We start from the raw sequence: 24,204 nt of genomic DNA, 5'->3' as shown, positions 1-24,204 counted from the left end.
GGGGTTTTGCCAGCCAAACGAACGGCGTCGAACACCTTCGAACAGGCTAATTTTTTACGCCTGAGGTAATCGAATTGGCGCGCGGGGCGGCTCATCTTCCACGGCACAGGAGATGACCATGCTGATGCTGTCCCTTATCCGCGCCTTCGCCGTCCTGCTGCCGTGGCTGGCCCACCTGACCACCTGGCTGGTCGCGCGCTCGCTCAACATGCCCCAGCCGCTCGTGCACGCGACCGGCCTGTTCGTGTTCGCGCAGGTCTACGCGGTCGAGATGAGGGTCGGCAAGGCGCTGTGCCCGCCGCGGCTGTGGCGTCAGTTGCAGTCCCTGTTCCGCTGACCACTCCCGTCCCAAACCAGAGGAGACACTGCCATGATCCACTCGTCCCAGCTGCTGCGCCGCGCTTTGCTTGCCGATGCCGTGTTCAGCGGCGTATCCGCCATAGCGATGGTGCTCGACACCAGCGCGCTGGCTCGCTGCTCGGCCTGCCGGAAGCGCTGCTGCGCGAGACCGGGCTGTTCCTGATCGCCTACACCGCGCTGGTCGGCTGGCTCGGCGCGCGAACCTCGCTGCCGAAAGGCCCCGTGATCCTCGTGGTCGCCGGCAACGCGGCCTGGACGCTCGCCAGCATCGCGCTGCTGCTCTCGGGCGCGGTGTCGCCGAACCTCTTCGGGACGATCGTGATCCTCGCCCAGGCGATCGCCACCGGCGTGTTCGCCGAGCTGCAATATGTCGGGTTGCGCAGGAGTGAAGGTGCGGTGACGGTGTAGTAGCGACCATCATTGCGAGCGGAGCTGCGTAGGATGGGTAGAGCGTAGCGAAATCCATCGGCTTCGACCCGCGGCAAAGATGGTGGGTTTCGCTGCGCTCTACCCACCCTACGAAACGAACGCCGTCATTCCGGGGCGCGCCTCCTGGCGCGAGCCCGGAATCCATTGTGCTACGAGAACTTTGGACCGATGGATTCCGGGCTCTCGCTTCGCGAGCCCCGGAATGACGCGGGGAGATTTCGCCTGTAACGTTCGCCAACCGCCAGCATCACGCCCTGCCCGCTGGCGACGCCCATCTCGAGGCTCGAGGCGATGCGCCGCGCGCGCTCGATGAAATGAACGGCGGCGACCGGCGGGCACAATTCATGCGCCGTCGCCTCGAACAGTTCGAGCCAGCGATCGAAATGCGCGGCATCGATCGGCAGCGGCATATGCTTGACCATCGGCGTGCCGTGGTAGCGCCCGGTCATCAGCGCGACCGACGACCAGAACGCACACATCTGGGCCAGATGCGGCTCCCAATTGCTGATCCTGGCCTCGAACACCGGCCCGATCATCGGGTCATTGCGCACCCTTGCGTAGAAGGCGTGCACCAGCTGCGCGATCATGGCCTCGGTGATCCCGGTCCGCGCGACGATCTCGGCGGTGATCTGCTCGCGGCGCTCTGCTCCTGTCATCACTCACACCCAAAATATGCATTTCAAATACCTATTTAAACTGCTATAGCTGATCCGCCAAGTGCTGATTTCGAAGGGCTTCCATGCGCCTGACTTCGTTCACGGATTTTGCGCTCCGCGCGCTGATGCGGCTGGCCGGCGAGCCGGATCGGTCGTTCGCCACCAGCGAGATCGCGGCCGAGTTCGGCATTTCCCGCAATCACCTCGCTAAGGTGGTGCGCGACCTCGCCGAGGCCGGCTTCATCGCGACCCAGCGCGGCGCGGGCGGCGGGTTTTCGCTGGCGCGGCCGGCGGAGACCATCACCCTCGGGCAAGTGGTCCGTGCGCTGGAAGGCGGCAGCGCGCTGGTCGAATGTTTCAGGGAAGATGGCGGGGATTGCGTGCTGCTGCCGCGCTGCCGGCTGAAGGCAAGGCTCGCCGCGGCGCGCGAGGCCTTCATGCGCGAGCTCGACGGAACCACGCTTGCCGAATGCGCCTACCTGCCGCGTCCCCCGCGTCATCCGGCGCGCGCATCATGACGATCCTCGAACAGGATCGGTCTCGGGGCTCAGGCTTGCAGCACGCGCGCCGCGCCACGCTTTGAAGGGACCGCGCGCTTGCCTGCCGCGGCAGTGAGGCTGTGGCCGTTGAGGTGCTTGCCGTTCAGAGCCTTGCCATTCAGGGCCTTGCCGTTGCCGTTTGCCTTGGCGGCCTTGTTCGCGTTGGCTTTCCTTTGCCTGGCCCGCGTCTCGGCTAGCTTCTCGGCCTCGCGCTTGGCCTTCCGTTCGGCCCTTTCCTTCAGCCGCAGCCGCTCTGCCCTCGCCTCCGCGCGCTTCTTCTTGCGCTTCTTCTCGCAGGCATCGCACTTGCAGCCGATCGGCTTCAGATAGGCTTTGAAATAGTCGGTTCCGTAATCGTAGTTGATCTCGTCGCCCGGCTCGATGTCCTTGATGGCGCGGATGAACACCTTGCGCTTGCGGGGCTTGACGTCGGATTCCGCGTTCGGCCGGCAGGCGTGGTTGATGTAGCGGGCGACGTTCTCGCGGATCGAGCCGTCGATGGTCCAGCGGTTGGTGAGCTCGAACAGGTATTTGTTCTCGATCGCGTCCTCATCCTTCTTCTTCGAATCGAGCAACGGCCCGAAATAGCGGATGATCTTGGTGCCTTTCTTGATCGGCTTGGTGGCGAAAAGGCCGAGGCCGGTACGGGAACGACCAACGCGATAGGGCTTGTGCGATAATGATGCGGGCATGATGATCGAGGCTGAGGCACGCCGGGGCGCACGCGACAAAGTTGCGAAGCCGCCCTTCTAGGACGATTCCACGCGCCTGTCAGGTGTTTCCAGCGTGTCTGTTGAACCTTCCCCAGATTGCATATGTCAGACACAAAGTAACGTCCGGATCGCAGGTTTCCCCCGATGAAATACCTTGCTTTTGCAACAGCCGTTATGGCGCTGGCCTGCGCAAATCCCGGTCAGGCTGCCTCTGAGACGATCAGCAGCAGCTTCACCTCGACCGCGCCGAAGGCCTGCCGCATGATCGGCAAGCCCAACGAGGAGGACGGCAGCACCACGCGGATCTGCCCGGGGAAATCCGGCCTTGTGGTGCTGATCAACGAGGGTGATCTGCGCGAAGTGGTTTCGGTCGGCCGAAACCGCGCGGCTGCGGCGAAGGAACCGGCGGCGCAGGCCTGGTTCGGCCCGTTCAGCTCGACCGGCGATACGGTCGAATGGCGTGCCGCAGGCAGCAGACCCTTCGCGATCATCCAGCGCTGGCAGATCGCCGACAACAGCGAACAGGACAAGCGCGGCGGCCCGGTCTCACGGGCGATGCTCGCGGTGACGCGGCTGCCGCCGGGCGATGTCTGTCATGTCGCCTATGTCGACGTCGCCGCCAATCCCAACGCCAACGAGCTGGCGCGGCAGGCCGCCGACGACTTCGCCCGCGATTTCAAGTGCGGCGCGGATCAGGTCAAGACGATCGGCCAGAGCGGCCGCACCACGGCGCTGACAAAACGCTAGATGCGCTGAGATCGTTCAAGCGGCGACGGCGATGTCCGGTTCGTTCTCGACCGGGAAATTCACCGATCTCGCAATGAAGCATTGTTCGTGCGCTTTGTGGTGCAGCTCGCGGGCGACCTGGATATCGGATGAAGCATCGATCACGATTCTGGGGCGGAGAACGACCGCTGTGAACTGCCCCGCGCCACCCGCTTCCTCGACCATGGTGCCGTGCGCATCGTCCTCATAGGACAAGACGTTCACGCCGGATTGCGCACAAAGCCCGAGGTACCAGAGCTTATGGCAGGCGGACAACGCCGCGACGAGCAGGTCTTCCGGGTTCCACCGCGTACGGTCGCCTCGAAAGCTCGGGTCGGAAGACCCGGCGATAGTCGGTTTGCCGGCCGCCATTATCTCATGGTCGCGCTTGTAATCTCGATAAGCCTTGGTGCCGTTGCCCACATTGCCGGTCCACGTCACTTTCACGTCGTAGGTATGTATCTTCCCGCTCATACGATCTCCGCATACACACTTACCGGACCAAGCCTTTACCGGATCAAGCCTTGGCTAGCACCCGGGCGGCTTGTTGACCGCCCCCCTCAGCATCGCCTCGAGCAGCATCTCCACGGTATTGCCCGGCGGCATCCGGTTCAACACGTCGGTCAGGCGTCCGTCGAGTAGCAGCATCGTGAAGCCGTGGACCAGCGACCAGGCGCGCACGATCGCCGCGGCCTGGTCGAGCGACAGTGCCCGTTCCTGGATCTGCTCGTGACGGCTTTCGCCGATCGAGCCGGCGAGCCCGGCGAACGAGGTATTCGCCGCTTCGTGCAGGGACGGCCGTTTCATGTCGAGCCGCTCGGTGCGGAACATCAGCCCGTACATGCCGGGATGCGCCTGCGCATAGGCGATATAGGCCTTCGCGCGCGCCAGCCCCTTCTCGTTCGGCGTGGCACCGGACGCGCCGGCGACGATCATCGCCTCGTTGAACTGGCGAAAGCCGATCGCGGCAAGCTCGCTGACGAGGCCGGTGAGATCGCCGAAATGATGCGTGGGAGCTGCATGCGACACACCGGCCTCGCGCGCCACCGCGCGCAAGGTCAGCCCAGCCAGTCCGTCACGCTCGAGCACGCGCTCGGCGGCCCTGAGCAACGCCTCATGCAGATCGCCGTGATGATACGGCGTGTCATTGGCCCGGCGCCGCGACGCCGGACGGTCCGCAGCGACCCGCGCAACCCGGCGCGTCGGAGCCCGCACCGGGCGAGTCGCTTTGTTTTCCTTGGATAATCTTGCCATGACGCCGTTATATGTCGCAATTTTTACATTGTAAAGATTTTGCTTGACGATCGAAGGCGTGATCCCTACTGATATCTTTACGATGTAAAGATCATAATGCAGGGAGATGCGAATGCTCGACCAGGTCACCTCGAACACGGCGCGGTCCAATCTCGCGCCGATCCCGTTTGAAGCCGATGCGCCGTTCCTGAAGATTTCAGGCGAGCTGCCGCGCGAACTCAACGGCACGCTGTACCGCAACGGCCCCAATCCGCAGTTCGAGGCGCCGGGCGCGCATTGGTTCGTCGGTGACGGGATGCTGCACGCCTTCCATCTCGAGAATGGCCGCGCCAGCTACCGCAACCGCTGGGTCCGCACCCCGAAATGGCAGGCCGAGCACGACGCGGGCCGCGCGCTGTTCGGCGGCTTCGGCCGCAAGATACCGGATGCGCCGGCCACGACCACGACCGATGGCGGCGTCGCCAACACCAACATCATCTTCCATGGCGGCCGCCTGCTCGCGCTCGAGGAAGGCCATCTGCCGACCGAGATCGAGCCGGGCACGCTCAATCGCCTCGGCTATTGCGACTACCAGGGCGCGATCTCGGGCCCCTTCAGTGCGCATCCCAAGATCGATCCAGTCACCGGCGAAATGGTGTTCTTCGGCTACAACGCCGCGGGTCCGCTGACGCCGGCGCTGTCGTACGGCGCGGTGAGCGCATCCGGCGTGGTGACGCGGTTCGAGCGCTTCGAGGCGCCCTATGCCAGCATGGTGCACGACTTCATCGTCACCGAGAATCACGTGCTGTTTCCGATCCTGCCGATCACCGGCAGCATGCAACGCGCGATGCGCGGACAGGCGCCCTACGCCTGGGAGCCGGAGAAAGGCGCCTATGTTGGCGTGATGAAGCGCAACGGCGCATCGAAGGACATCGTCTGGTTCCGCGCCGAGACCTGCTACGTCTTCCATGTCATGAATGCGTGGGAGGAAGGAAACCGCATCGTCGCCGACGTGATGCAGTTCGAGGAAGCGCCGCTGTTCAACCATCCCGACGGCTCGCCGACCGATCCGAAGAAAAACCGCGCCCGCTATTGCCGCTGGACTTTCGACCTTTCCGGCAACACCGATCGCTTCACGCAAACCTATCTCGACGATCTCACCGGTGAATTCCCCCGCGTTGACGATCGCCGCGCGGGCTTTGCAAGCAATCACGCTGGTACGCCTGCGCCAACCCTGACCTGCCGATGTTCGGTGCGCTGTCGGGCATCGTGCATGTCGACGGCCGCGGCAAGCGGCTCGGCCACTATCTCCTGCCCGCCGGTGATACGATCTCCGAGCCGGTGTTCGTCGAACGCGGCGCCGACGCCGCGGAAGGCGACGGCTGGCTGCTCGCGGTGGTCTGGCGCGCCCGCGAAAACCGTAGCGACCTCGCCGTCTTCAACGCGCAGGATGTCGAGGTCGGCCCGGCGGCGCTGGTTCATCTCGGCCATCGCGTGCCGGACGGATTCCACGGCAATTGGGTGGGGGCGGAGTAGCACTCAATCGTCCCAGACATGAAAGCCACTGAAATTTCTCCGCTGATCATGCCCGGCCGCGTGCCGGGCATCCACGTGAGCAGGCGCCCTATTTCGTTGTCATTTCTCAGTTTTCCCTCGCCACTTCACGATTTTGACACTGTAAAGATTTCGCTTGACGCTTTCCTTGCCCGCCTCTAGGTTATCTTTACGTTGTAAAGATTAGCCCTCGAGGCGCGCAATGACGATCTTCCTGATCCTCGCTCCCTACGGTGCGTTCGCCACGCTGATGCTGGTGACCTCGGCCACGGTGAGCCTGCTCGCTGCCGCACTGATCTGCCTTGCCGTCATCGCGTTCGATATCGCGCGCGGCCGCAGCATCAAGATCCTCGGCGTCGGCTCGGTGATCGTGTTCACCGCGGTTGGCTTCTACCTCACCTTCGTCGATGCGACGCCAAGCATGATCGCGGTGAAGATCGAGGTCGATGCCGGCATCCTCGCAGTGTCGTTCGGCTCGATCCTGATCGGCCATCCCTTCACGCGGCAATACGCGGTCGAGCAGGTCGATGCCGAGATCGCGAAGCAGCCTGGCTTCATCCATGCCAATTACCTGATCACCGGCGCCTGGACCGCGGCGACGCTGCTGATGTTGATCAGCAACATCGCGGTGCTCTACGTGCCGGCGCTGCCGCTATGGAGCGGTCTGCTGGTCGCCTTCGCCGCGCGCAACGCCGCGGTCGGCTTCACCCGCTGGTATCCGCAGTATCGCGCGGCCAAGTACGGCGCGCCGCCGCCTGGCGCGCTGCCGTCGCACTGAACGCTGCCGTCATAACACCAGAACAATCACCACGTCTGAGGAAACGGAAACCACGACGATGAAGAGCGTATTTGCCAGGCTCGCGAGCGACTTCCTCTCCACCATCGTGTTCCTGGTGGTCTATCTCGCCACCGACAATGTCCTGATCGCGACCGGCGTTGCGATCGCGGGCGCGATCGCGCAAGTGATCTACGCGCGCGTGAAGGGACAGGCGCTCGGCTACATGACCTGGGCGAGCCTTGGGCTGGTGATCGTGCTGGGCGGCGCGACGCTCTTCACCAACGATCCGCGCTTCGTGCTGGCAAAGCCCGCGATCGGCCATATCGCGATCGGTGCGATCATGCTCAAGCGCGGCTGGATGCTGCGCTATCTGCCGCCGATCGTGACCGAGACCATTCCGGAATACGCCACCCTCGCCGGCTTTGCCTGGGCCGGGCTGATGTTCATCCTTGCCGCCGGCACCATCGCGGTGGCAGCGACCGGCGACATTAAGCTGTGGGCGTTCTACGTGTCGGTGGTTCTGCTCGGCGCCAAGATCGTTGCCTTCGCGATCCAGTACGTCGCGTTCCGCTTCCTGGTCGGAAACCGGCTGCGCGCCACAGCCCGCGCCTGATCGCCGCAGCCGCGAACTAGGCGCGCGCGGCAAGATGGGCTATACCGCGCGCACGCTCTGAATAACCGAGGGGATACATCAATGGCGGTGGACGGAAACTGGAATCTCACGATGACGACGCCGATGGGCGAGCGCAAGGCGACGCTGTCGCTGGCGAGTTCGGGCGGCACGCTCACCGGCACGCAGGGCGCCGAGGGCAACTCCACCGAAATCTTCGACGGCACCGTGAACGGCGACGACGTCTCCTGGAAGGTTTCGATCACCAACCCGATGCCGCTGACGCTCGAATTCTCCGGCAAGGTCGCAGGCGACGGCATCTCCGGCGAGATGGGCATCGGCCCGATGGGCAGCTTCCCCTTCACTGGCTCGCGCGCGTAAGCAAACCCGCCTTGTCTTGACGCGTTTTCTTGGCGCGAACCGGTGCCCACTTCGCTCGAAAACGCGTTTAGAACCAGATCTGCATCGGCAGATCATGTCCATCCAGCGGCTGCGGTCCCTCGGGAACGCAGCCGCTTGGTTCATGGGCAGCCAGCGCCACCGCGCAGGCATCGAGCACGTCGTCGCGTTTCGCACCGGTGCCGATCCGCGCACGCGTCAGCCAGCGATCGATGTCGTGAAAGCCTGAGTGCTTGAGCAGCTTGCGGCGGAGCGTATCGCCCTCCTCCGATTTCTTGCGCGGCAGCGGCACGCCGCCGTTCAGCCGCAGGAACACCAGTTCGGGATGCACCTCGCGGATGTCGCGTGCAGCGTTCGCACGAACGAACGCGTCGACCTCCATGATCTTCCTGCCGAGGTGCCAGAGCTGGCGTGAGACGGCCGTCTGACCGCGGCGTCGCGCTTCCTTGTTCGCCCTGTCGGGGTCTTGAAACTCCTGCCACAGCCAGCGCCGTGCGCCGGTGAAGACGCGCGAGCTGTGCTGGCGCAGCCGCGCGCGGGCGAGCAGGTCGCAATCGCGTTCCCCGTCATCAGTCATGCCGATCGGGATGTCGATCCCGGCACGATCGAACGGACGCGAAAGCGCGTCCGCAAGATCGCTGTGAAAGGAAATCGTGCGCTGGTCGCCGTCGATGCTGACGGCGACCCAGCCTTTCGAGAATCCGTCGAGGCCGATCGCCCTCAACCCAGATTCAATTCCTTGAAGAAGTCGTTGCCCTTGTCATCGATGATGATGAAGGCCGGGAAGTCGACCACTTCGATGCGCCAGATCGCTTCCATGCCGAGCTCGGGATACTCGACCACCTCGACCTTCTTGATGCAGTGCTCGGCGAGGTTCGCCGCGGCGCCGCCGATCGAGCCGAGATAGAAGCCGCCATGCTTCTTGCAGGCCTCGCGCACCGCGACGGCGCGGTTGCCCTTGGCGACCATCACCATCGAGCCGCCCGCGGCCTGGAACTGGTCGACGAAGGAATCCATGCGGCCGGCGGTGGTCGGGCCGAACGCGCCGGAGGCGTAGCCATCGGGTGTCTTGGCCGGGCCGGCGTAATAGACCGGGTGGTTCTTGAAATAATCCGGCAGCGGCTCGCCCTTCTCCAGCCGCTCGCGCAGCTTGGCATGCGCGGAATCGCGCGCTACGATCATGGTGCCGGTCATCGAGACACGGGTCTTGATCGGGTATTGCGACATCGTCGCGAGAATTTCCTTCATCGGCTTGTTGAGGTCGATCTTGACGACCTCGCCGCCGAGCGACTGCTCGACCGCGGGCAGGTACTGCGCCGGATTGTGCTCGAGCTCCTCAAGATAGACGCCGTCCTTGGTGATCTTGCCGAGCACCTGGCGGTCCGCCGAACAGGACACGCCGAGCCCGATCGGCAGCGAGGCGCCGTGACGCGGCATGCGGATCACGCGCACGTCGTGGCAGAAATACTTGCCGCCGAACTGCGCGCCCACCCCCAGGCTTTGCGTCATCTTGAGGATTTCCTGCTCCATCTCGAGATCGCGGAACGCATTGCCGTCGGCCGAGCCGTGGGTCGGCAGCGCATCGAGATAGCGCGCCGAGGCAAGCTTCACCGTCTTCATGCAGAGCTCGGCGGAGGTGCCGCCGATCACGATCGCAAGGTGGTACGGCGGGCACGCCGCGGTGCCGAGCGTCAGCACCTTCTCCTTCAGGAAGGCCAGCAACCGGTCCTTGGTCAGCACCGACGGCGTCGCCTGGAACAGGAAGCTCTTGTTGGCGCTGCCGCCGCCCTTGGCCATGAACATGAACTTGTAGGCATCGTCGCCCTCGGCGTAGATCTCGCACTGCGCCGGCATGTTGTTGGCGGTGTTCTTCTCCTCATACATCGACAAGGGAGCGACCTGCGAATAGCGCAGATTGCGGCGCAGATAGGCATCGCGCGCGCCTTCGGAGAGCGCGGCCTCGTCGTCGCCATCGGTGATGACGTTGCAGCCCTTCTTGCCCATGATGATCGCGGTGCCGGTGTCCTGGCACATCGGCAGCACGCCGCCGGCGGCGATGTTGGCGTTCTTCAGGAAGTCGAAGGCGACGAACTTGTCGTTGTCGCTGGCTTCCTTGTCCTCGAGGATCGAGCGCAGCTGCTTCAGATGGCCCGGCCGCAGATAGTGGTTGATGTCGCCGAAGGCGGCCTCGGAGAGCGCCCGCAAGGCCTCGCGCGACACCACCAGCATGTCCTTGCCCAGGACCTTCTCGACCCGGACGCCCCCGCTCGTCACCTTCTTGTAGGGCGTGGTGTCGGCACCAAGCGGGAACAGAGGCGTGTGCTTGTAGGGCGGAACGGGCTTCTGCTGGTCGGGGAAGGCTGAGGGGGCGTTCATGAGCTGCTCTTTGGGCTTGCAGGTCGGGTTCGAAGGCCGGCCCGGCCGCAAGGCCGCCGGCAATGTAGAGCCGTTCTAAGCCTTTTTCGGACAAAGGAAAGGGAAGCCGGCCGCCTTCCAGCCATGCGCGAGACCGGCAATCCACGTGCTAGGTTTCATGCCACGGTAATCTTGGGTTGCCACAACGCGCAGCACACCAGCAATTGGCCAGCGAAGCCATTAGGAGGCCTTCATGAAGACAGCGCATTTCATCTACTTTGCGGCGCTGGCCTTGTTGATCGCACTCCCGAGCGGCGCCGATGCAGCCCGCCTCGGCAAGTCCTGCGGCGGCCTTGCCGGCCTGCAATGCAGCAGTCGCGGCCAGTTCTGCCAGTTCAAACCAGGCAGCTGCGGCCGTGCCGACCAGACCGGCACCTGCGCGTTCCGCCCGACGATCTGCAACAAGATCTTCAAGCCGGTGTGCGGCTGTGACGGCAAGACCTATGGCAATGATTGCGAGCGCCGCGCCGCCGGTGCTTCCAAGGCGCAGGACGGCAAGTGCACGTTCTGACGGACAGGTCATATTGACGCGCTGCGCGGGAGCCTGCATGTAGCTTCGCGTATTTTCGTACCGCGGGGGTATTTCGTGACAGCACCGTTGCGCCGACGCTTGCCTTTGGGCATCCGCTCCACCCTGCCCGCCGCGCTGATCGCGCTGGCGCCGGCTTTCGCCGCAGCACCCGCGCATGCCGATCCCTGCGTGGACATCGCAAAGCAGCTCGCCGGCCAGATCGACGGGCTGAAGGTCAATTTCAGCGCCGCCAACATCACATACCTCACACATCCGGCCGCGAAGGAATTGTCGCTCGGCTGCCGCGGCAAGGACTATGCGATCGAGCTCTATGCCAAGACCGACCGCAAGATGAAGCCGGAGTTCTTCAACCTGGTCGGCTCCGCCACCGCACTGATCTTCACCGTGCCGAAGGACGACGCCACCACAGGCACCTCACGCTGCCTGAAGCGCATGGGCATCCTGCGCGGCAACACCATCAACATGCGCTATCGCCGTCTCAATCTCGAATGCACGCGCAACAGAACCGACGCCTCGATCACGGTTCGCCGCGGCAACAACGAGTGATCCGTTCGAGCGTTTTCTGAGCGAAACTAGAATCTCGACTCTGTTCCGATTCAATCGGAATGGAGCTCTAGGCTTCCGCTGTGACCCGCCCGATCGCGTCGACGATCTTGCCCCAGCCCGGGCTCATCATGTCGAACGCGAAGCGGTTGCCGGGGAAGACGAAGCCGTCATGCACCATGCGGACCTGCGTGCCGCCTTCGACCGGCGTCAGCGTCCAGGTGACGACCGAGTCGAGCTTCGAGCCGTAGTCCGGATTGGTGTCGGCGCCGCCCTTCCAGGAATAGCGCAGCAGGCGCGGCGGATCGCAATCCAGCACCTCGCAATGCACAACGCCGTCCCAGTCGCCCATCGGCTTGGTGCGGAAATTGAACCGGTGGCCGACGCTCGGCTGAAAATCGTTCGGCATCAGCCATTTCATCAGCAATTCGCTCGTGGTCAGCGTCCGCCAGATCCTGTCGGCGGCATAAGGCAGCACCTTCTCGACCGTGATCGCGTGCGTCTCACTCATCACTCACTCTCCTTCAACAACCGTTCCAGATTTGCGAAGCGCTCGGCCCAGAACGTCTCGTAATGGCCGAGCCAGTCGATCAGCGGGCTGAGCCCCTTCGGCGCGACGCGATAGTGGATGTGCCGACCCTCGCGCCGCTCGGCGACGAGCCCGGCATCGCGCAGCGCGCGCAGATGTTGCGACACCGCCGGCTGCGACACCTTTGAGCCCTGCACCAGCCCGGTCGCGGCGATTTCGCCCTCCCGGATGATCCGCTCGAACACCGCCCGCCGCGTCGGGTCGGCAAGGGTCTTGAGCACATTGGTCAGCTGCATGGCGGCGGTCATGCGAATATATAAGCAATTGCTTATACGATTGTCAATGCAGAAGCGATGCAGTTGCGGCGCTGGAACAGCTCGCCTGCTCCGAAAGTTGATGGCTGCGGTCGCATGTTTGCCGGACAAACGGTGCGATAATCACTGTTGGAATCACGGAGCCACCCATGATCGCAAAGCTCCTCCTGCAGAATACGTTCTTCGTCCTCGCGATGGCCGCGCTGCTGTTTGCCTTCGCCGGCACGCTGCACTGGCCCGGCGCCTGGGCATATCTGATCGCCTCGGCGCTGATCGGCCCGGCCTGCGGGCTGTGGCTCGCCAAGGTCGATCCCGGCCTCTTGGCCGAGCGCATGCGTCTCACCACACGCGAAGGCCAGCCCGCCGAGGACAAGCGCTTCATGCTGGTGTTCCTGGTCATCGCGGTGCTGTGGTTCGTCGCGATGGGGCTCGATCGCCGCTTTGGCGGTGCCAATGCCGGCGTGCCGCTGATCGTGCTCGGCCTCGCGCTGTATCTGCTCTCGACCGTGCTGATCCTGTGGGTGTTCCGCACCAATTCGTTCGCAGCGCCGGTCGTCAAGGTGCAGACCGAGCGCGACCATCACGTGATCTCGACCGGTCCCTACGCGCTGGTGCGGCATCCGATGTATGCGAGCGTGATGCTGTTCTTCATCGGCGTGCCGCTGACACTCGGCTCCTGGTGGGGCCTTGCCTTCGTGCCGGTGTTCTTCGCGATGTTTGCGTTCCGCACCGGGATCGAGGAGCGCACGCTGATGGCGGGATTGTCAGGCTATGCTGACTATGCGGCGCGGGTGCGCTATCGTCTGGTGCCCGGACTGTGGTGAGGGACCGACCGCCATGGCAGAGAGCAAGATCTACACCGGCGGCTGCCATTGCGGCCAGGTGCGCTTCGAATGCACCACCGACATGGCGATGGTGACCGCCTGCAACTGCTCGATCTGCACCAAGAAGGGCCTGCACTTCGTGTTCATGCCGCCAATAAGCTTCCAGCTCCGCGCCGGCGCCGAGAACCTCAAGGAATATCTCTTCAACCGCCATGCGATCCGCCACCAGCTCTGCGTCGATTGCGGCGTCGACGTGTTCGCGCTCGGCAAGAAACCCGATGGCACCGACATCGTGGCGCTGAATGTCAGCTGCATCGACGGCATCGACCTGTCGAAGATCACGATGACGCCGGTGGATGGGCGGAGCCGGTGACTGCGGAGCAGTCATTCCGGGGCACGCGAAGCGTGAACCCGGAATCCAGAAGTTGTGGCTCGAGATTCCGGGTTCGATGCTACGCATCGCCCCGGAATGACTGCTATCAATCAAATATCCAGCGCCTTGTAGCGCCGGAAGATGCCCTCCTCGTTGAACGGAATCCGCCGCTCGCTCGCCAGATAGGCCTTGATGTTCGGCCGCCCGGCGACGCGATCGCGCAGCGCGATCAGGCGCGGGACCTTCTTCTCGAACGCGGCCATGCGCTTCGGAAAAGCGTAGCGCAGGCCTTCCACGATCTGGAACAGCGACAGGTCGACATAAGTGATCCGGCGTCCGGTGACGAAGGCACCGCCGTTCGCCGCGACCAGATCCTCGAAATAACCGAGATATTTCGGCACCCGCGATTTCCAGAATTCTTCCGTGCGCTTCTTGGCCGGCGCCTTCTGGTCCTCGTAATAGAGCGACGGGCCGAGCGGATGATGGGTATCGTGAATCTCAAGCACGAAGTCCGTGATCGTCAGTTGCAGCTGGTGCACCCAGAGCTTCCTCGCTGCCGCCTTCGGCGCCAGGCCGTGACGCGCGCCGAGATACAGCAGGATGTTAGCGGTCTGTCCGATCACGAGACTGCCGGCCTTGAGGAATGGCGGCGCAAAGGGCGGCGCACCCTTGTGCGCGTCCATCATCTTCATCATGGCGCCGGTGCCGCCCTTGCCGCGCGCAACATCGGTGTAGCCGGCGCCCGCATCCTCGAGCGCGAGGCGGACATATTCGCCGCGGCCCTGGATCATCGGCCAGTAGTAAAGCTGATAGTGCATGCACTTACCTCCAAAAACTTCGCAGCGTCATTTCTCTTCAGTCGTTTGTTTTCATCGCGATCGTAGCCGCGCCGCGGCCCGATCGTCCATCGCACGCGGGCCGCCTGTCCGAACCGCGCGGAGACTGCTAAGGTTCCAGCGTCGAGTCTTCGATGAAGGATCAACTGATGGCGGACAACAAGAAGAAGCGGGGCGCACAGGATCGCGCCCTGATCGCGTTGAGCGAGTCCTACGAAGTTGCGTACTGGTCCAAGAAGTTCAAGGTCACGCCGGCAAAGCTCAAGGCTGCCGTCAAGAAGGTCGGGCACTCCGCGAGGAAAGTGGAAGCCTATTTCAAGGAGCAGCGCCACATGGCCGCCGATCGCGCCCGGATCGCGATCAGCGAGCCCTACGAGGTCCGCTACTGGTCGAAGAAGTTCAAGGTGACCCCTGCCCGGCTCAAGGCGGCAGTCGCCGAGGTCGGACATTCCTCGAAGAAGGTCGAGGCCTATTTCGCGACAAAGAAGAAAACCGCGAAGAAAAAGAAGACCGTAAAGAAAACTGCAAAGAAGAGCGTCAAGCGCAAGAAGAGCTGACCCGGCCCCGTCATTGCGAGCCAACGGGTCGCGCGAACGCGCGCCCGATGACAGGCTCCGCGAAGCAATCCATCGCCCACCGTACGCGGACGGATGGATTGCTTCGTCGCTATCGCTCCTCGCAATGACGAGAGAGGTGCAAGCCTCCCTCAATTCGCCGCGAAGCAGTACAGCAGGCCGTCGCCGCCGGTGCTCTTCAGATCGGCCTGCGAGCAGCCGCCATCGGGGCCGCGCGAGGGATGGGACGAATTCCACGACTTCGATGCGTCGTCGTCACGCAGGCCGATGCGATCGGAATGGCCGAGCATCGCCGCGCCCTGCGTGCTGCTTGTCCAGTTCTTGCACGTGCGGTCCTCGCCAGCGGCAAAGGCGGTGCCGTCCGGTTGCGAGCCCGTCAGAATGTCGTGACGGTTCGGCGTGTCGCCGCGACCGTTGATCGGCTCGCCTTTCTCGGAGAGCGAGTTCTGCTTGGTCAGGGCGTTGCCCGCGCTGTGCAGATCGGCGACATCCTTGGCGACCACGACGCCCTTCACATTCTTCCACGGCCCCTTGCCGATGCGATCGCGCGCATTGACTGCGGGCTTGCCATCGGCCGCCTGGGTCGAGAGATAGGCTTGCCAGGTCTTCGGCGCGCCGAAACCCGCCGCCTGCGCCAGGGTCTGACAATGATTGTCGGCGCCGGCGAGGCCGCCGAGGTTGCCGCCGTTGCCGATACCGTTGCTGGTCACGAAGAAGCCGGTGTCGGCGGTCTGCGCGCTAGCCGGCGGCGCGGCCATGACGACGAACGCAAGACAGGCGGGAACGGCGATTTTTGCAAACTTCATTCCATCCTCCCGATGGTTGTTATGGTCCGCTGACATCAACCCGCGGCATGTCCGGATATTCCGGCGTCACGACACGGCAATGAACGCACAAGACAAAAGCGCCGCGGACGATGCCGCGGCGCCTTGTGTTCGTCATGTCAGACCATCGGTCAGTTGGTCTGCTGGATCGCTGAAAGCTCCCAATTGCCGCCGCGCTGGCGCACGAAGGTCCAGACCTCGGTGACCTCTTCCGGCTGCCCGCCGCTGACCTGGCGGCCGGTGCCGCGCTCCAGCATGGTGTCGACCAGCGCGTAGCGCATCGCGACCGTCGCGTATTCGCTGTCGCCTTCGCGCCAGGCTTCCGCCAGATCGCCCTGCAGGAGCTTCACATTGGTCACCTTGTTGGTGACGTTGCGCGCCTTGTTCTCCTCGAGATCCCTGGAGAAGTACGACACCATTTCCGGCGTCGCGAGCGTGTGCAGCTTCGCAATGTCCTCGTTCGACCACGCGGTCTGGATGTCGCCGAGCAGCCGCTCGAACGTCTCATAGTCGCCAGGCGCGATCTCAACCGGCGCATTCGCCCCGCCGCCGAGGCCAAAGCCGAAGCCCGAGCGGGCATTCGCCTGCGGGCCGGGGCCGACGTCGGGTCCGCCAGCGTAAGCGGCGGCCGGCGCATTGCGGCGCTGCCACCACGACATCGCGAGCCGGACCACGAGCACGATCAGACCGATCTGCAGCAGCAGGCCGAGCATCGACGACAGGCCGCCGAGACCCGAGAACAGGCCGCCGCCGAACAGCATGCCGAACAGGCCGGCGCCGAGGAAGCCCGCGGCTAGGCCGCCGAGCAGGCCGCGCCCCATTCCGCCGCGGCCGAACAGGCCGCCGGAGTTCGCAGCAGCCGGCGAGTTCATACCCGGGCTACCAGGCTGGCTGAAGGTGCGGTTCAGCGGCGCAACCGAGCCCGGCGCGGTGTTGGTCGAGGGCGGCGCGGAGAATGTCCGCGAGCCGCGCGAGCCGCCACCGCCGACGCGAGCGTCGGCCGCCGAGACGGTCATCATCACAGGCAGCGCCAGCGCCATCGCGACGGCGATCGCCCGAACAATTCCACGCGTGCGTTGCGAGAAATTCATGTTGGTTTCCTCAAAGGATTCCCCGGCATGGGGAAACGCCGCCCCTAAGATGGGCAGGGCCTGACAAAAGTGAAGCGGGAAACGGGAACCGCGGCTGCGGCCCTCGGTCGCGGCGATGTGACACTATGGGCCTTGTGGCCGCGACAGCGCGTCCTAGCGCGAGATGAGGCCCGGTTTCAATCGCAGTTGCAGCGGAATTTCACCTCGCACTTGCGAGAAGCGAAGGCAGTTGCGGCGGCAACCGGCTAGTTCGCCGCCATGGTTTCCTTCACCGCGGCGACCAGCTGCGTCAGCGTGAACGGCTTCGGCAGGAAGGCGAACTGCTGGTTCTCCGGCAGGCTCTTCTCGAACGCATCCTCGGCATAGCCGGAGACGAAGATGATCTTCAGTTCCGCATTGCGGCTGCGCATTTCCTTCAGCAGCGTCGGCCCGTCCATCTCCGGCATCACGACGTCCGAGACGACGAGATCGACGGCCCCGTTCTTCTCCTCGAACGCCTCCAGCGCCTCGACGCCGTTGGCCGCCTCGATCACGCTGTAGCCGCGCGAACGCAGACCACGTGCATTGAGCGAGCGCAGGCCATCCTCGTCCTCGACCAGCAGGATGGTGCCCTGCCCGGTGAGATCGGGCTTCGGCTTGGCGGCCTCCGCTGCGGCGGCGGTTTCCTTTGCCGCGCCGTTGCCGGCCTGCGCCTCCGGCGCGACCTCCTGCTCCTGGCGATGCCGCGGCAGATAGATCCGGAACGTGGTGCCGCCGCCCGGCACGGAATCGACATAGACGAAGCCGCCGGTCTGCTTGACGATGCCGTAGACCGTCGACAGGCCGAGGCCGGTGCCCTTGCCGACTTCCTTGGTCGAGAAGAACGGCTCGAAGATCTTGTCGATGATCTCGTGCGGAATGCCGGTGCCGGTGTCCGAAATCTCGATCTTCACATAGTCCGCCGCCGGCATGCCCTTGTTGGCGAGCTGGGCTGCTTCCTCGGTCGGCACATTGGCGGTGCGGATGATCAGCTTGCCGCCGTCGGGCATCGCGTCGCGGGCGTTGACAGCGAGATTGACCACCACCTGCTCGAATTGCGAGACGTCGACCTTCACCGGCCACAGATCGCGGCCATGCACGAGGTCGAGCTTGACCTTCTCGCCGATCAGCCGGCGCAGCAGCATGGTGAGATCGCTCAAGGCATCGCCGAGATCGAGCACCTGCGGCCGCAGCGTCTGGCGGCGCGAGAACGCCAGCAGCTGCCGCACCAGCGTCGCGGCGCGGGTGGCGTTCTGCTTGATCTGCATGATGTCCTGGAACGACGGATCGGTCGGCTTGTGCGCGTTCAGCAGGAAGTCGTTGGCCATCATGATGGCCGACAGCACGTTGTTGAAGTCGTGCGCGATGCCGCCGGCAAGCTGGCCGACCATCTCCATCTTCTGCGACTGGTTGATCTGGTTTTCCAGCGCGCGGCGCTCGGTGATCTCGAGCATGTAGACGATCGCGGTCTCGGCGTCGCGCTCGTCCTTCTCGATGGTCGTGACGAAGAACTGGGCGAAGCGCTCCTTGGGCCCGTCCAGCATCACCTCGACCGGTGCGATATCGCCCTGCCCTTCGGCCGCCTGGTTGATCGCGGCGATCAGCAGGCCGCGGTCGCGCGGATTGACCGCGCGGAAGATCGACTTGGCAGCGCCGCCGTCACCATTCAGCCCCTGCGCCAGCTTGGCATAGCGCGCATTGGCGCCGACCACGTTGCCGCCGCGGTCGACGGTCGCGATCGCCATCGGCGTATGGTCGAAGAAGCGCATGAAGCGCACCTCGGCGGCGCGCTCCGGATCGGAATGCTCGTCGCGGGCGCGGCTGATCACCAGCGTGCGCGAGGCGCCCGCTGCGCCGTCGGAGCCGAAGGCGAGCTTGTGATAGAGCCGCACCGGCACGGTCTTGCCGCCGCGCATGCGCAGGTCGATGTCGAACACCTCGGTCTTGACCTCACCGGGCACGGCCGCGATCGAGGTCAACAATGCCGCGCCGTCGCCCGACACGATGTCGGTCAGCTTCAGCCCGCCCGAGCCGATCTCGGCCAGATCGTAGTCCAGCCAGTTGGCGAGCGTCGCGTTGACATAGGCGATCTCGCCGGCCGGATTGACCGAGAAGAAGCCGCAAGGCGCGTGATCGAGATATTCGATCGCGTGCCGCAGCTCCTGGAACACGTCTTCCTGGCGCTCGCGGTCGCGGGTGATGTCGGCGATCGACCACACCGCATATCTGGCGTCGCGCTTGCCCTCGCCGAGCGGGCGGACCCGCAGCCGCAGCCAGCGGCCTTGTCCACCACCTTGCCCGGCGTCGTGCCCGGCGACGCGCACCTCCTCCTGCTGCCGCTTGCCCTCGCGCGCGGCCTTCAGGAGGCGGAACACCGCTTCGGAGACGTCGGGGTTGCCGATGAAGACGCGCTCGACCGGACGGACGTCCTGCGGCCCGGCCGCACCGGTCAGCGTCAGATAGGCGGCGTTGGAATAGACCACATGGCCGCGGGAGTCGGTGACGACGAGCCCCTCCTGGGCCTGGTCGGCGATCCGCGCCATCACCGGGTCGTCGGTGGCGCGGTCGGAGAAGCGGATGATGCCTGCGGCCAAGGCGAACAGGTTGAACAGCCCAGCGGTGGCGAGCAGCGCCAGCACGCCGAGGATATAGGCTGCGCCTGGGTGCGGCCGATGGTCATGAGCCAGACCGCCACCGCGACGATGCCGATCGCGATCAGCACCACCAGCAGGATGCTGCCGCTCCGCCGGGCTGGCCCGTGAGCCACGAACGGCTCGGTCGCGGGAGGATCGTTGCTATCGGCGGTCATCTGGAGAGACATGGCTCGTCTGCATCACGAAGGCGACCGGCCGGCCACCTTGCCCCTGAGTGCCTGAATCGGACCCGAAAACGCAAGTCCATCAGGCGGCAATTTCGCAAGTTACGCGCATTTCAGGCGGTTTTCCGCCCCTTACTGACGCAGGCCGGACAGGCCGCGCCGCAGCCGCATCACGTAGCCGATGATTTCGGCAACCGCATGATAGTGCTCGACCGGGATTTCCTTGTCGATGTCGACGGTGGCATAGAGCGCCCGGGCCAGCGCCACGTTCTCCACGATCGGAATATCGTGCTCCTTCGCGATCTCCCTGATCCTGAACGCGAGGACGTCGACGCCCTTGGCGACGCAGATCGGCGCCGACATGCTGCGGTCGTAGGCCAGCGCGACCGAATAGTGGGTCGGGTTGGTGATGATCACCGAGGCCTTCGGAACCTGCGCCATCATGCGCTTCTTGGCGCGCTGGACCCGCAACTGCTTGATCCTGCCCTTGACGTGCGGGTCGCCTTCCGACTGCTTGAACTCCTCCTTCATCTCCTGCAGCGACATCTTGTGACGCTCGTACCAGGTCCGGTACTGGAAGAAGTAGTCGGCGATCGCGACCGCAGCGAGGATCGCGACCACCGCCGCCATCAGGTGCACAGTCATGCTGGTGATGGCGGGCAGCAGCTCGGCCGGGTCGACCCGCAGGAACGATTCCATCCGCATCCGGTCGGGCCACAGCACCATGACCATCACGACGCCGAGCGCGATCAGCTTGAACAGGCCTTTCAGGAAGTTCGCCACCGCCTGCTTGCCGAACAGCCGCTTGAAACCGGCCGCCGGCGAGATCTTGGAGAATTTCGGCTTGAGCTGCTCGCCCGACCACACCAGCTGATGCTGGATCATGTTGCCGGCGACGGCGGCCAGCGCCAGCATCAGGAACGGCACGCCGATCGCGGCGACCACGGCGTAGCCGAGCGTCTGGGTCAGTTGCAGCAGGCCGGCACCGTCGGTGCGGATCATCCACGAATTGGCGATCAAATTGCGCAGCGGCATCAAGATGCCGCCGCCGATCGAGCCCGAGAAGGTCGACAGCACCAGCGTGGCGCCGGCGATGATGAACCAGGTGTTGACCTCCTGGCTCTTGACGACGTCGCCTTTCTCAAGGGCTTCGTCGAGACGTTTTTGCGTAGGGTCTTCTGTTTTGTCTTCGGTATCGTCGGCCATAGGCTCTCCCCTAGTTCATCGGAGCGAGCTGGCGCATGACGCCGTTGAAGTAGTCGAAATAGGTGTTCATCATCGCCGCGAGCACGACGGCGAAGATCAGGAAGCCGACCATGATCGAGAGCGGCACGCCGACGAAGTAGACCTGCATCTGCGGCATCAGCCGCGCCAGCACGCCGAGCCCGATGTTGAAGACGAGGCCGAACACCAGGAACGGCGCCGACAATTGCAGGCCGATCTTGAAGGCCGCCGAAAACGCGTTGGTCGCAAGCGCCGCGACGTCGCCGGTCGGCATGATCTCGCCCGGCGAGAAGATGCGGTAGCTCTCGCTCAGCGCCGCGATGACGAGATAGTGGCTGTCGGTGGCGAACAGCAGCGTCAGGCCGAGGATGGTGAGGAAGTTGCCGATGATCTGTCCCTGCTGGCCCTGGGTCGGGTCGATCGCGGTGACGAAGCCGAGGCCGAGCTGCTGCGCGATCACGGAACCCGCAACGTTGAGCGCCGACAGCGTCACCCGCGCGGTCGCGCCGAGCACGATGCCGATGATGAGCTCATGCACCATCAGGACGCCGAGCGAGGAGATCGACGTCAGGTCGACATGATAGGCATTGCGATGCAGGGGCAGGATGATCAGCGTCAGCAGCAGCGCGATCGACAGCTTGACCCGCGCCGGGATGTTGCTCTCGCCGAAGCCGGGCAGCAGCATCACCATCGCGCCCACGCGCGCAAAGACCAGCACGAAGATTGCGGCCAGCGCCGGCAGCAGGGAGACATCGATGCGCATGACCGCGGCATTAGTGCATCAACCGCCGATGATTCGCGACGAAATCCGCATCATGTGGCTGGACAGCGAGTCCGCCATGAACGGCAGCGCCAGCAGCAATGTGACGAAGATCGCGAGGATCTTCGGCACGAACACCAGCGTCTGCTCCTGGATCTGGGTCAGCGCCTGGAACAGCGACACCACGACGCCGACCACGAGGCCGACCACCATCAAAGGCGACGACACGATCACGATGGTCCAGATCGCATCGCGTGCCACGTCGAGAGTTTCAGGGCCGGTCATGTTTGTTCTCGCTGTTGGTTGTTTTGCATCGCCCCGGGATGACGTCGCAAGCGACGTCAGATCGGCATCTTCATGATGTCTTCATAGGCCTGGATCACGCGGTCGCGCACCGAGACCAGCGTCGACACCGCGACATCGGTGTCGGCGACCGCCGTCACCACATCCATCACATTCGCCTTGCCGGACGCCATCGCCATGGTCTGCGCGTCGGACTTCTTGCCTGCTTCGAGCACGCTGCCGACGGAGTCCTTCAGCAGCGCGCTGAAGGACGGGCCGGCGACGGCCTGCCCGGCCTTCTCGGCGCCGCCGCGCTCCATCATCTTCGCGAGGCTGGCGTAGGCGTTGGCGGCGACTGTCGGGGTAGCCATGAGTTACGTTCCCTGTTCTTGCTGCGTCAGGACTTGAGGATGTCGAGCGTGCGCTGGATCATCCGCCGCGTCGCGCTGATGATGTTGAGGTTCGCCTCGTAGGAGCGCTGGGCGTCGCGCATGTCGGTCATTTCGACCATCGAATTGACGTTCGGATACTTCACGTTGCCGGAGGCGTCCGCCGCGGGATTGCCCGGCTCGTGCTTGATGCGGAACGACGACTGGTCGGGGCGTATCCGGCCGAGTGTCACCACCTGGGCGTCGAGCGAGCGATCCAGCGCGGAGGAGAAGGTCGGGACCTTGCGGCGGTAGGGATCGCCGCCGGCGGTCTGCGCCGTCGAATCGGCGTTGGCGATATTTTCCGAGATCACCCGCATCCGCCCCGCCTGCGCGCGCAGGCCGGAGGTCGCGATGCTCATCGAGCGGGCGAAATCGCTTGTTCCATCTGCCATGGGATCCTCCTGCCGCCCTTAAGTGGCCTAACCCTTGCCGATCGCGGTTTTCAGCAGATGCAGGCTCTTGCTGTAGAGCGACGTGGCGGCTGCGAAGTCCATCTGGTTGGCCGATACTTTCAGCATCTGCTCCTCGAGATTGACCGCGTTGCCGGCCGGGCGGGTCTGGAACCCGCTCTTGCCGCGATCATTGTCGAAGGTGTCGGGTGCGCCGGAGGCCGCCATGTGGGTGGCGCTGGTCTGCATCATCGGCAGCGTCCCCATGCCGCCGCCGACGGTGGCGCCGCCCTTGTCGAACTTCGGCTCGACCAGGTCGCGCGGCCGGAAGTTCGGCGTGTCTGAATTGGAAATGTTCTCGGCGAGCACCCGCTGGCGCTCCTGGTGCCACTGCATCTTGCTGCGCAACGCCGACAGGATCGGGAGATCGTTCATGGCCATCGCCGCGGCTCCGTTAACCTCTGGGACCTCCCGAGGTAGGCAGAATTTGCCCGGTGCATGGTTAACGGGTGGTTAAAATGCCGGATGGATCCGTGGAGAACGCCGCAACTACGGCCGGCGAGCGCATTTTCGCCACGAATGCTGCGTTAACCAGCACAAACCGAGACAGCGTGGGGCGCTGAGAAGTCGTTTTGGGACAAGCGATTCTTGGTTTATTAATAGAACAGCCGGCTGCAAGCCGCTGGGAATTAAGAAATAAGGCGAATCTCGGGCGCGATTCGCTGCGTAAAACCGCACCTATCAATCCGCGCTCGTTGATGGCGGAAGCTGAGGAAGGCCAAGATGGCCGGGGACTCCAATATGCAGGTCATTACATTCGTCTTGGCGTTCGTCGTCGTGCTGGCGCTGATCGGCGTCACCGCATGGCTCGTCCGCCGCTTCGCTGGAAACCGTCTCGGCGCCAACGCCAATCGCGGCCGCATGCCCCGCCTGGCGGTGATTGACGCTGCCGCGGTCGACGGCCGCCGTCGCCTGGTCTTGGTCCGCCGCGACAACATCGAGCATCTGCTGATGATCGGTGGCCCCACCGACATCGTGGTCGAGCCGAACATCGTGCGCGCCATGCCCGGCCGCGATCAGATGTCGAGCCGCCCGGCCGTCGCAACCGATGCCGCGCCACCGCGCGTGGCGCCGCTGCCGGATGCTGCCTGGAACGAGAGCGAGGCCGCCCGGTCAGACAATTTCGACCTTCCCGAGCCCGAATTGCCGCCGCGACAGGCACGGCCCTCTTTCGCCGACGAGCTGCGCCGGCCCCCGCCGCCGATCGCCGAACGCCGCAGTGATCCGCTCACCGGCTTCACGCCCGACCGTGGCGAACCACGGCCTGATCCGATGCCGCCGCGCCTGCCGCCGCGTGCCGAACCCGTCGTCCCGCGTCCGCCGCGCGCCG

The 24,204-nt window shown here is 64.5% G+C and carries 29 protein-coding genes and 3 pseudogenes; 14 read left to right on the top strand and 18 right to left on the bottom strand.

Annotated elements, in window-relative coordinates:
- Positions 1-112 precede the first annotated feature (112 nt).
- Entirely contained in the window at positions 113-337 is a 225-nt protein-coding gene (locus tag AKN84_RS13325) for a hypothetical protein (RefSeq protein WP_050421156.1), read from the top strand.
- A gap of 33 nt (positions 338-370) precedes the next feature.
- Positions 371-768 (top strand): annotated as a pseudogene (locus AKN84_RS13320) (hypothetical protein).
- A 170-nt stretch (positions 769-938) separates the two neighbouring features.
- Here the strand turns inward: AKN84_RS13320 and AKN84_RS13315 are convergent.
- Entirely contained in the window at positions 939-1,445 is a 507-nt protein-coding gene (locus tag AKN84_RS13315; protein ID WP_050421155.1) for a group III truncated hemoglobin, read from the bottom strand.
- 83 nt (positions 1,446-1,528) lie between these two features.
- On the opposite strand from AKN84_RS13315, the gene AKN84_RS13310 reads away from it, so the two are divergent.
- Positions 1,529-1,963, top strand: coding sequence for an RrF2 family transcriptional regulator (locus AKN84_RS13310; RefSeq protein ID WP_050421154.1), 435 nt, complete (start codon positions 1,529-1,531; stop codon positions 1,961-1,963).
- 29 nt (positions 1,964-1,992) lie between these two features.
- On the opposite strand, the gene AKN84_RS13305 is transcribed toward AKN84_RS13310, so the two are convergent.
- The gene (locus tag AKN84_RS13305) at positions 1,993-2,676 is read right to left on the bottom strand and encodes an SET domain-containing protein (protein WP_050421153.1); all 684 of its coding nucleotides are present in this window, start codon (positions 2,674-2,676) and stop codon (positions 1,993-1,995) included.
- Between the two features lie 165 nt (positions 2,677-2,841).
- On the opposite strand from AKN84_RS13305, the gene AKN84_RS13300 reads away from it, so the two are divergent.
- Positions 2,842-3,444, top strand: coding sequence for a hypothetical protein (locus AKN84_RS13300; protein WP_050421152.1), 603 nt, complete (start codon positions 2,842-2,844; stop codon positions 3,442-3,444).
- Positions 3,445-3,459: 15 nt separating this feature from the next.
- On the opposite strand, the gene AKN84_RS13295 is transcribed toward AKN84_RS13300, so the two are convergent.
- Together AKN84_RS13295 and AKN84_RS13290 are read right to left on the bottom strand one after the other, a co-directional pair.
- On the bottom strand, positions 3,460-3,936 hold the full coding sequence (locus AKN84_RS13295; RefSeq protein ID WP_050421151.1) for an OsmC family protein: 477 nt from the start codon (positions 3,934-3,936) through the stop codon (positions 3,460-3,462).
- Between the two features lie 54 nt (positions 3,937-3,990).
- Positions 3,991-4,716 carry a TetR/AcrR family transcriptional regulator gene (locus AKN84_RS13290; protein ID WP_050421269.1) on the bottom strand — a complete coding sequence of 242 codons (726 nt, stop codon included), beginning with the start codon at positions 4,714-4,716 and terminating at the stop codon, positions 3,991-3,993.
- A 112-nt stretch (positions 4,717-4,828) separates the two neighbouring features.
- Between AKN84_RS13290 and AKN84_RS13285 the strand changes: the two are divergent.
- The 4 genes and pseudogenes from AKN84_RS13285 (at position 4,829) to AKN84_RS13270 (ending at position 8,018) form a co-directional block, all read left to right on the top strand.
- Positions 4,829-6,231, top strand: a pseudogene (locus tag AKN84_RS13285) (carotenoid oxygenase family protein).
- 220 nt (positions 6,232-6,451) lie between these two features.
- Entirely contained in the window at positions 6,452-7,027 is a 576-nt protein-coding gene (locus AKN84_RS13280; protein ID WP_050421150.1) for a hypothetical protein, read from the top strand.
- Between the two features lie 58 nt (positions 7,028-7,085).
- Positions 7,086-7,640 (top strand): inner membrane-spanning protein YciB, encoded by a 555-nt coding sequence (locus AKN84_RS13275; protein ID WP_050421149.1) that lies wholly within the window; start codon positions 7,086-7,088, stop codon positions 7,638-7,640.
- Positions 7,641-7,721: 81 nt separating this feature from the next.
- Positions 7,722-8,018, top strand: a complete 297-nt coding sequence (locus AKN84_RS13270; RefSeq protein ID WP_050421148.1) for a hypothetical protein — start codon at positions 7,722-7,724, stop codon at positions 8,016-8,018.
- A gap of 67 nt (positions 8,019-8,085) precedes the next feature.
- Here AKN84_RS13270 and AKN84_RS13265 read toward each other — a convergent pair whose 3' ends face one another.
- Both AKN84_RS13265 and AKN84_RS13260 read right to left on the bottom strand, forming a co-directional pair.
- Positions 8,086-8,760: a DUF429 domain-containing protein gene (locus tag AKN84_RS13265; RefSeq protein WP_128970740.1), complete on the bottom strand. Its 675-nt coding sequence runs from the start codon at positions 8,758-8,760 to the stop codon at positions 8,086-8,088.
- Complete coding sequence (locus AKN84_RS13260; RefSeq protein ID WP_050421267.1) at positions 8,757-10,412, bottom strand: fumarate hydratase; 1,656 nt, start codon at positions 10,410-10,412, stop codon at positions 8,757-8,759. Before AKN84_RS13260 ends, AKN84_RS13265 begins: the two co-directional genes overlap by 4 nt.
- A gap of 232 nt (positions 10,413-10,644) precedes the next feature.
- On the opposite strand from AKN84_RS13260, the gene AKN84_RS13255 reads away from it, so the two are divergent.
- Together AKN84_RS13255 and AKN84_RS13250 are read left to right on the top strand one after the other, a co-directional pair.
- A complete protein-coding gene (locus AKN84_RS13255; protein WP_050421147.1) occupies positions 10,645-10,962 on the top strand; it encodes a Kazal-type serine protease inhibitor family protein in 318 nt (105 codons plus the stop codon).
- A 105-nt stretch (positions 10,963-11,067) separates the two neighbouring features.
- The gene (locus AKN84_RS13250) at positions 11,068-11,529 is read left to right on the top strand and encodes a hypothetical protein (protein WP_050421146.1); all 462 of its coding nucleotides are present in this window, start codon (positions 11,068-11,070) and stop codon (positions 11,527-11,529) included.
- A 67-nt stretch (positions 11,530-11,596) separates the two neighbouring features.
- On the opposite strand, the gene AKN84_RS13245 is transcribed toward AKN84_RS13250, so the two are convergent.
- Together AKN84_RS13245 and AKN84_RS13240 are read right to left on the bottom strand one after the other, a co-directional pair.
- The gene (locus AKN84_RS13245; RefSeq protein WP_050421145.1) at positions 11,597-12,037 is read right to left on the bottom strand and encodes an SRPBCC family protein; all 441 of its coding nucleotides are present in this window, start codon (positions 12,035-12,037) and stop codon (positions 11,597-11,599) included.
- Entirely contained in the window at positions 12,037-12,363 is a 327-nt protein-coding gene (locus AKN84_RS13240) for an ArsR/SmtB family transcription factor (RefSeq protein ID WP_050421144.1), read from the bottom strand. Before AKN84_RS13240 ends, AKN84_RS13245 begins: the two co-directional genes overlap by 1 nt.
- Positions 12,364-12,518: 155 nt before the next feature.
- Between AKN84_RS13240 and AKN84_RS13235 the strand changes: the two genes are divergently transcribed.
- Together AKN84_RS13235 and AKN84_RS13230 are read left to right on the top strand one after the other, a co-directional pair.
- A complete protein-coding gene (locus AKN84_RS13235) occupies positions 12,519-13,193 on the top strand; it encodes a methyltransferase family protein (RefSeq protein ID WP_050421143.1) in 675 nt (224 codons plus the stop codon).
- A 13-nt stretch (positions 13,194-13,206) separates the two neighbouring features.
- Positions 13,207-13,566 carry a GFA family protein gene (locus AKN84_RS13230; RefSeq protein ID WP_050421142.1) on the top strand — a complete coding sequence of 120 codons (360 nt, stop codon included), beginning with the start codon at positions 13,207-13,209 and terminating at the stop codon, positions 13,564-13,566.
- A 110-nt stretch (positions 13,567-13,676) separates the two neighbouring features.
- Here AKN84_RS13230 and AKN84_RS13225 read toward each other — a convergent pair whose 3' ends face one another.
- Positions 13,677-14,384: a glutathione S-transferase gene (locus AKN84_RS13225; protein WP_050421141.1), complete on the bottom strand. Its 708-nt coding sequence runs from the start codon at positions 14,382-14,384 to the stop codon at positions 13,677-13,679.
- Between the two features lie 167 nt (positions 14,385-14,551).
- On the opposite strand from AKN84_RS13225, the gene AKN84_RS13220 reads away from it, so the two are divergent.
- Positions 14,552-14,959 (top strand): DUF3606 domain-containing protein, encoded by a 408-nt coding sequence (locus AKN84_RS13220; protein ID WP_050421266.1) that lies wholly within the window; start codon positions 14,552-14,554, stop codon positions 14,957-14,959.
- A 149-nt stretch (positions 14,960-15,108) separates the two neighbouring features.
- Here AKN84_RS13220 and AKN84_RS13215 read toward each other — a convergent pair whose 3' ends face one another.
- From AKN84_RS13215 to flgB, 9 genes and pseudogenes are all read right to left on the bottom strand, one after another.
- Complete coding sequence (locus AKN84_RS13215; RefSeq protein ID WP_244485083.1) at positions 15,109-15,735, bottom strand: lectin; 627 nt, start codon at positions 15,733-15,735, stop codon at positions 15,109-15,111.
- Between the two features lie 197 nt (positions 15,736-15,932).
- Entirely contained in the window at positions 15,933-16,892 is a 960-nt protein-coding gene (locus AKN84_RS13210) for a Tim44 domain-containing protein (protein ID WP_050421139.1), read from the bottom strand.
- 245 nt (positions 16,893-17,137) lie between these two features.
- Positions 17,138-19,719 (bottom strand): annotated as a pseudogene (cckA, locus tag AKN84_RS13205) (cell cycle histidine kinase CckA).
- 141 nt (positions 19,720-19,860) lie between these two features.
- Positions 19,861-20,934 (bottom strand): flagellar biosynthesis protein FlhB, encoded by a 1,074-nt coding sequence (gene flhB, locus AKN84_RS13200; protein WP_050421138.1) that lies wholly within the window; start codon positions 20,932-20,934, stop codon positions 19,861-19,863.
- A gap of 10 nt (positions 20,935-20,944) precedes the next feature.
- Positions 20,945-21,715: a flagellar biosynthetic protein FliR gene (gene fliR / locus AKN84_RS13195; protein ID WP_050421137.1), complete on the bottom strand. Its 771-nt coding sequence runs from the start codon at positions 21,713-21,715 to the stop codon at positions 20,945-20,947.
- Positions 21,716-21,733: 18 nt separating this feature from the next.
- A complete protein-coding gene (gene fliQ, locus AKN84_RS13190) occupies positions 21,734-21,997 on the bottom strand; it encodes a flagellar biosynthesis protein FliQ (RefSeq protein WP_021077937.1) in 264 nt (87 codons plus the stop codon).
- A gap of 56 nt (positions 21,998-22,053) precedes the next feature.
- Positions 22,054-22,365, bottom strand: a complete 312-nt coding sequence (gene fliE / locus AKN84_RS13185; protein WP_050421136.1) for a flagellar hook-basal body complex protein FliE — start codon at positions 22,363-22,365, stop codon at positions 22,054-22,056.
- Positions 22,366-22,391: 26 nt separating this feature from the next.
- Positions 22,392-22,817, bottom strand: coding sequence for a flagellar basal body rod protein FlgC (gene flgC / locus AKN84_RS13180; protein WP_021077939.1), 426 nt, complete (start codon positions 22,815-22,817; stop codon positions 22,392-22,394).
- A gap of 27 nt (positions 22,818-22,844) precedes the next feature.
- Positions 22,845-23,255: a flagellar basal body rod protein FlgB gene (gene flgB / locus AKN84_RS13175; RefSeq protein WP_050421135.1), complete on the bottom strand. Its 411-nt coding sequence runs from the start codon at positions 23,253-23,255 to the stop codon at positions 22,845-22,847.
- A gap of 360 nt (positions 23,256-23,615) precedes the next feature.
- Between flgB and AKN84_RS13170 the strand changes: the two genes are divergently transcribed.
- The coding region (locus tag AKN84_RS13170) for a flagellar biosynthetic protein FliO (protein ID WP_193399653.1) at positions 23,616-24,204 on the top strand (589 nt) is incomplete at its 3' end.

Source organism: Bradyrhizobium tropiciagri, from assembly GCF_001189845.1.
Classification (GTDB): Bacteria; Pseudomonadota; Alphaproteobacteria; order Rhizobiales; family Xanthobacteraceae; genus Bradyrhizobium; species Bradyrhizobium tropiciagri.
Note: the sequence above shows the minus strand (reverse complement) of the source record. Positions and strands in the feature narration are given on the sequence as shown.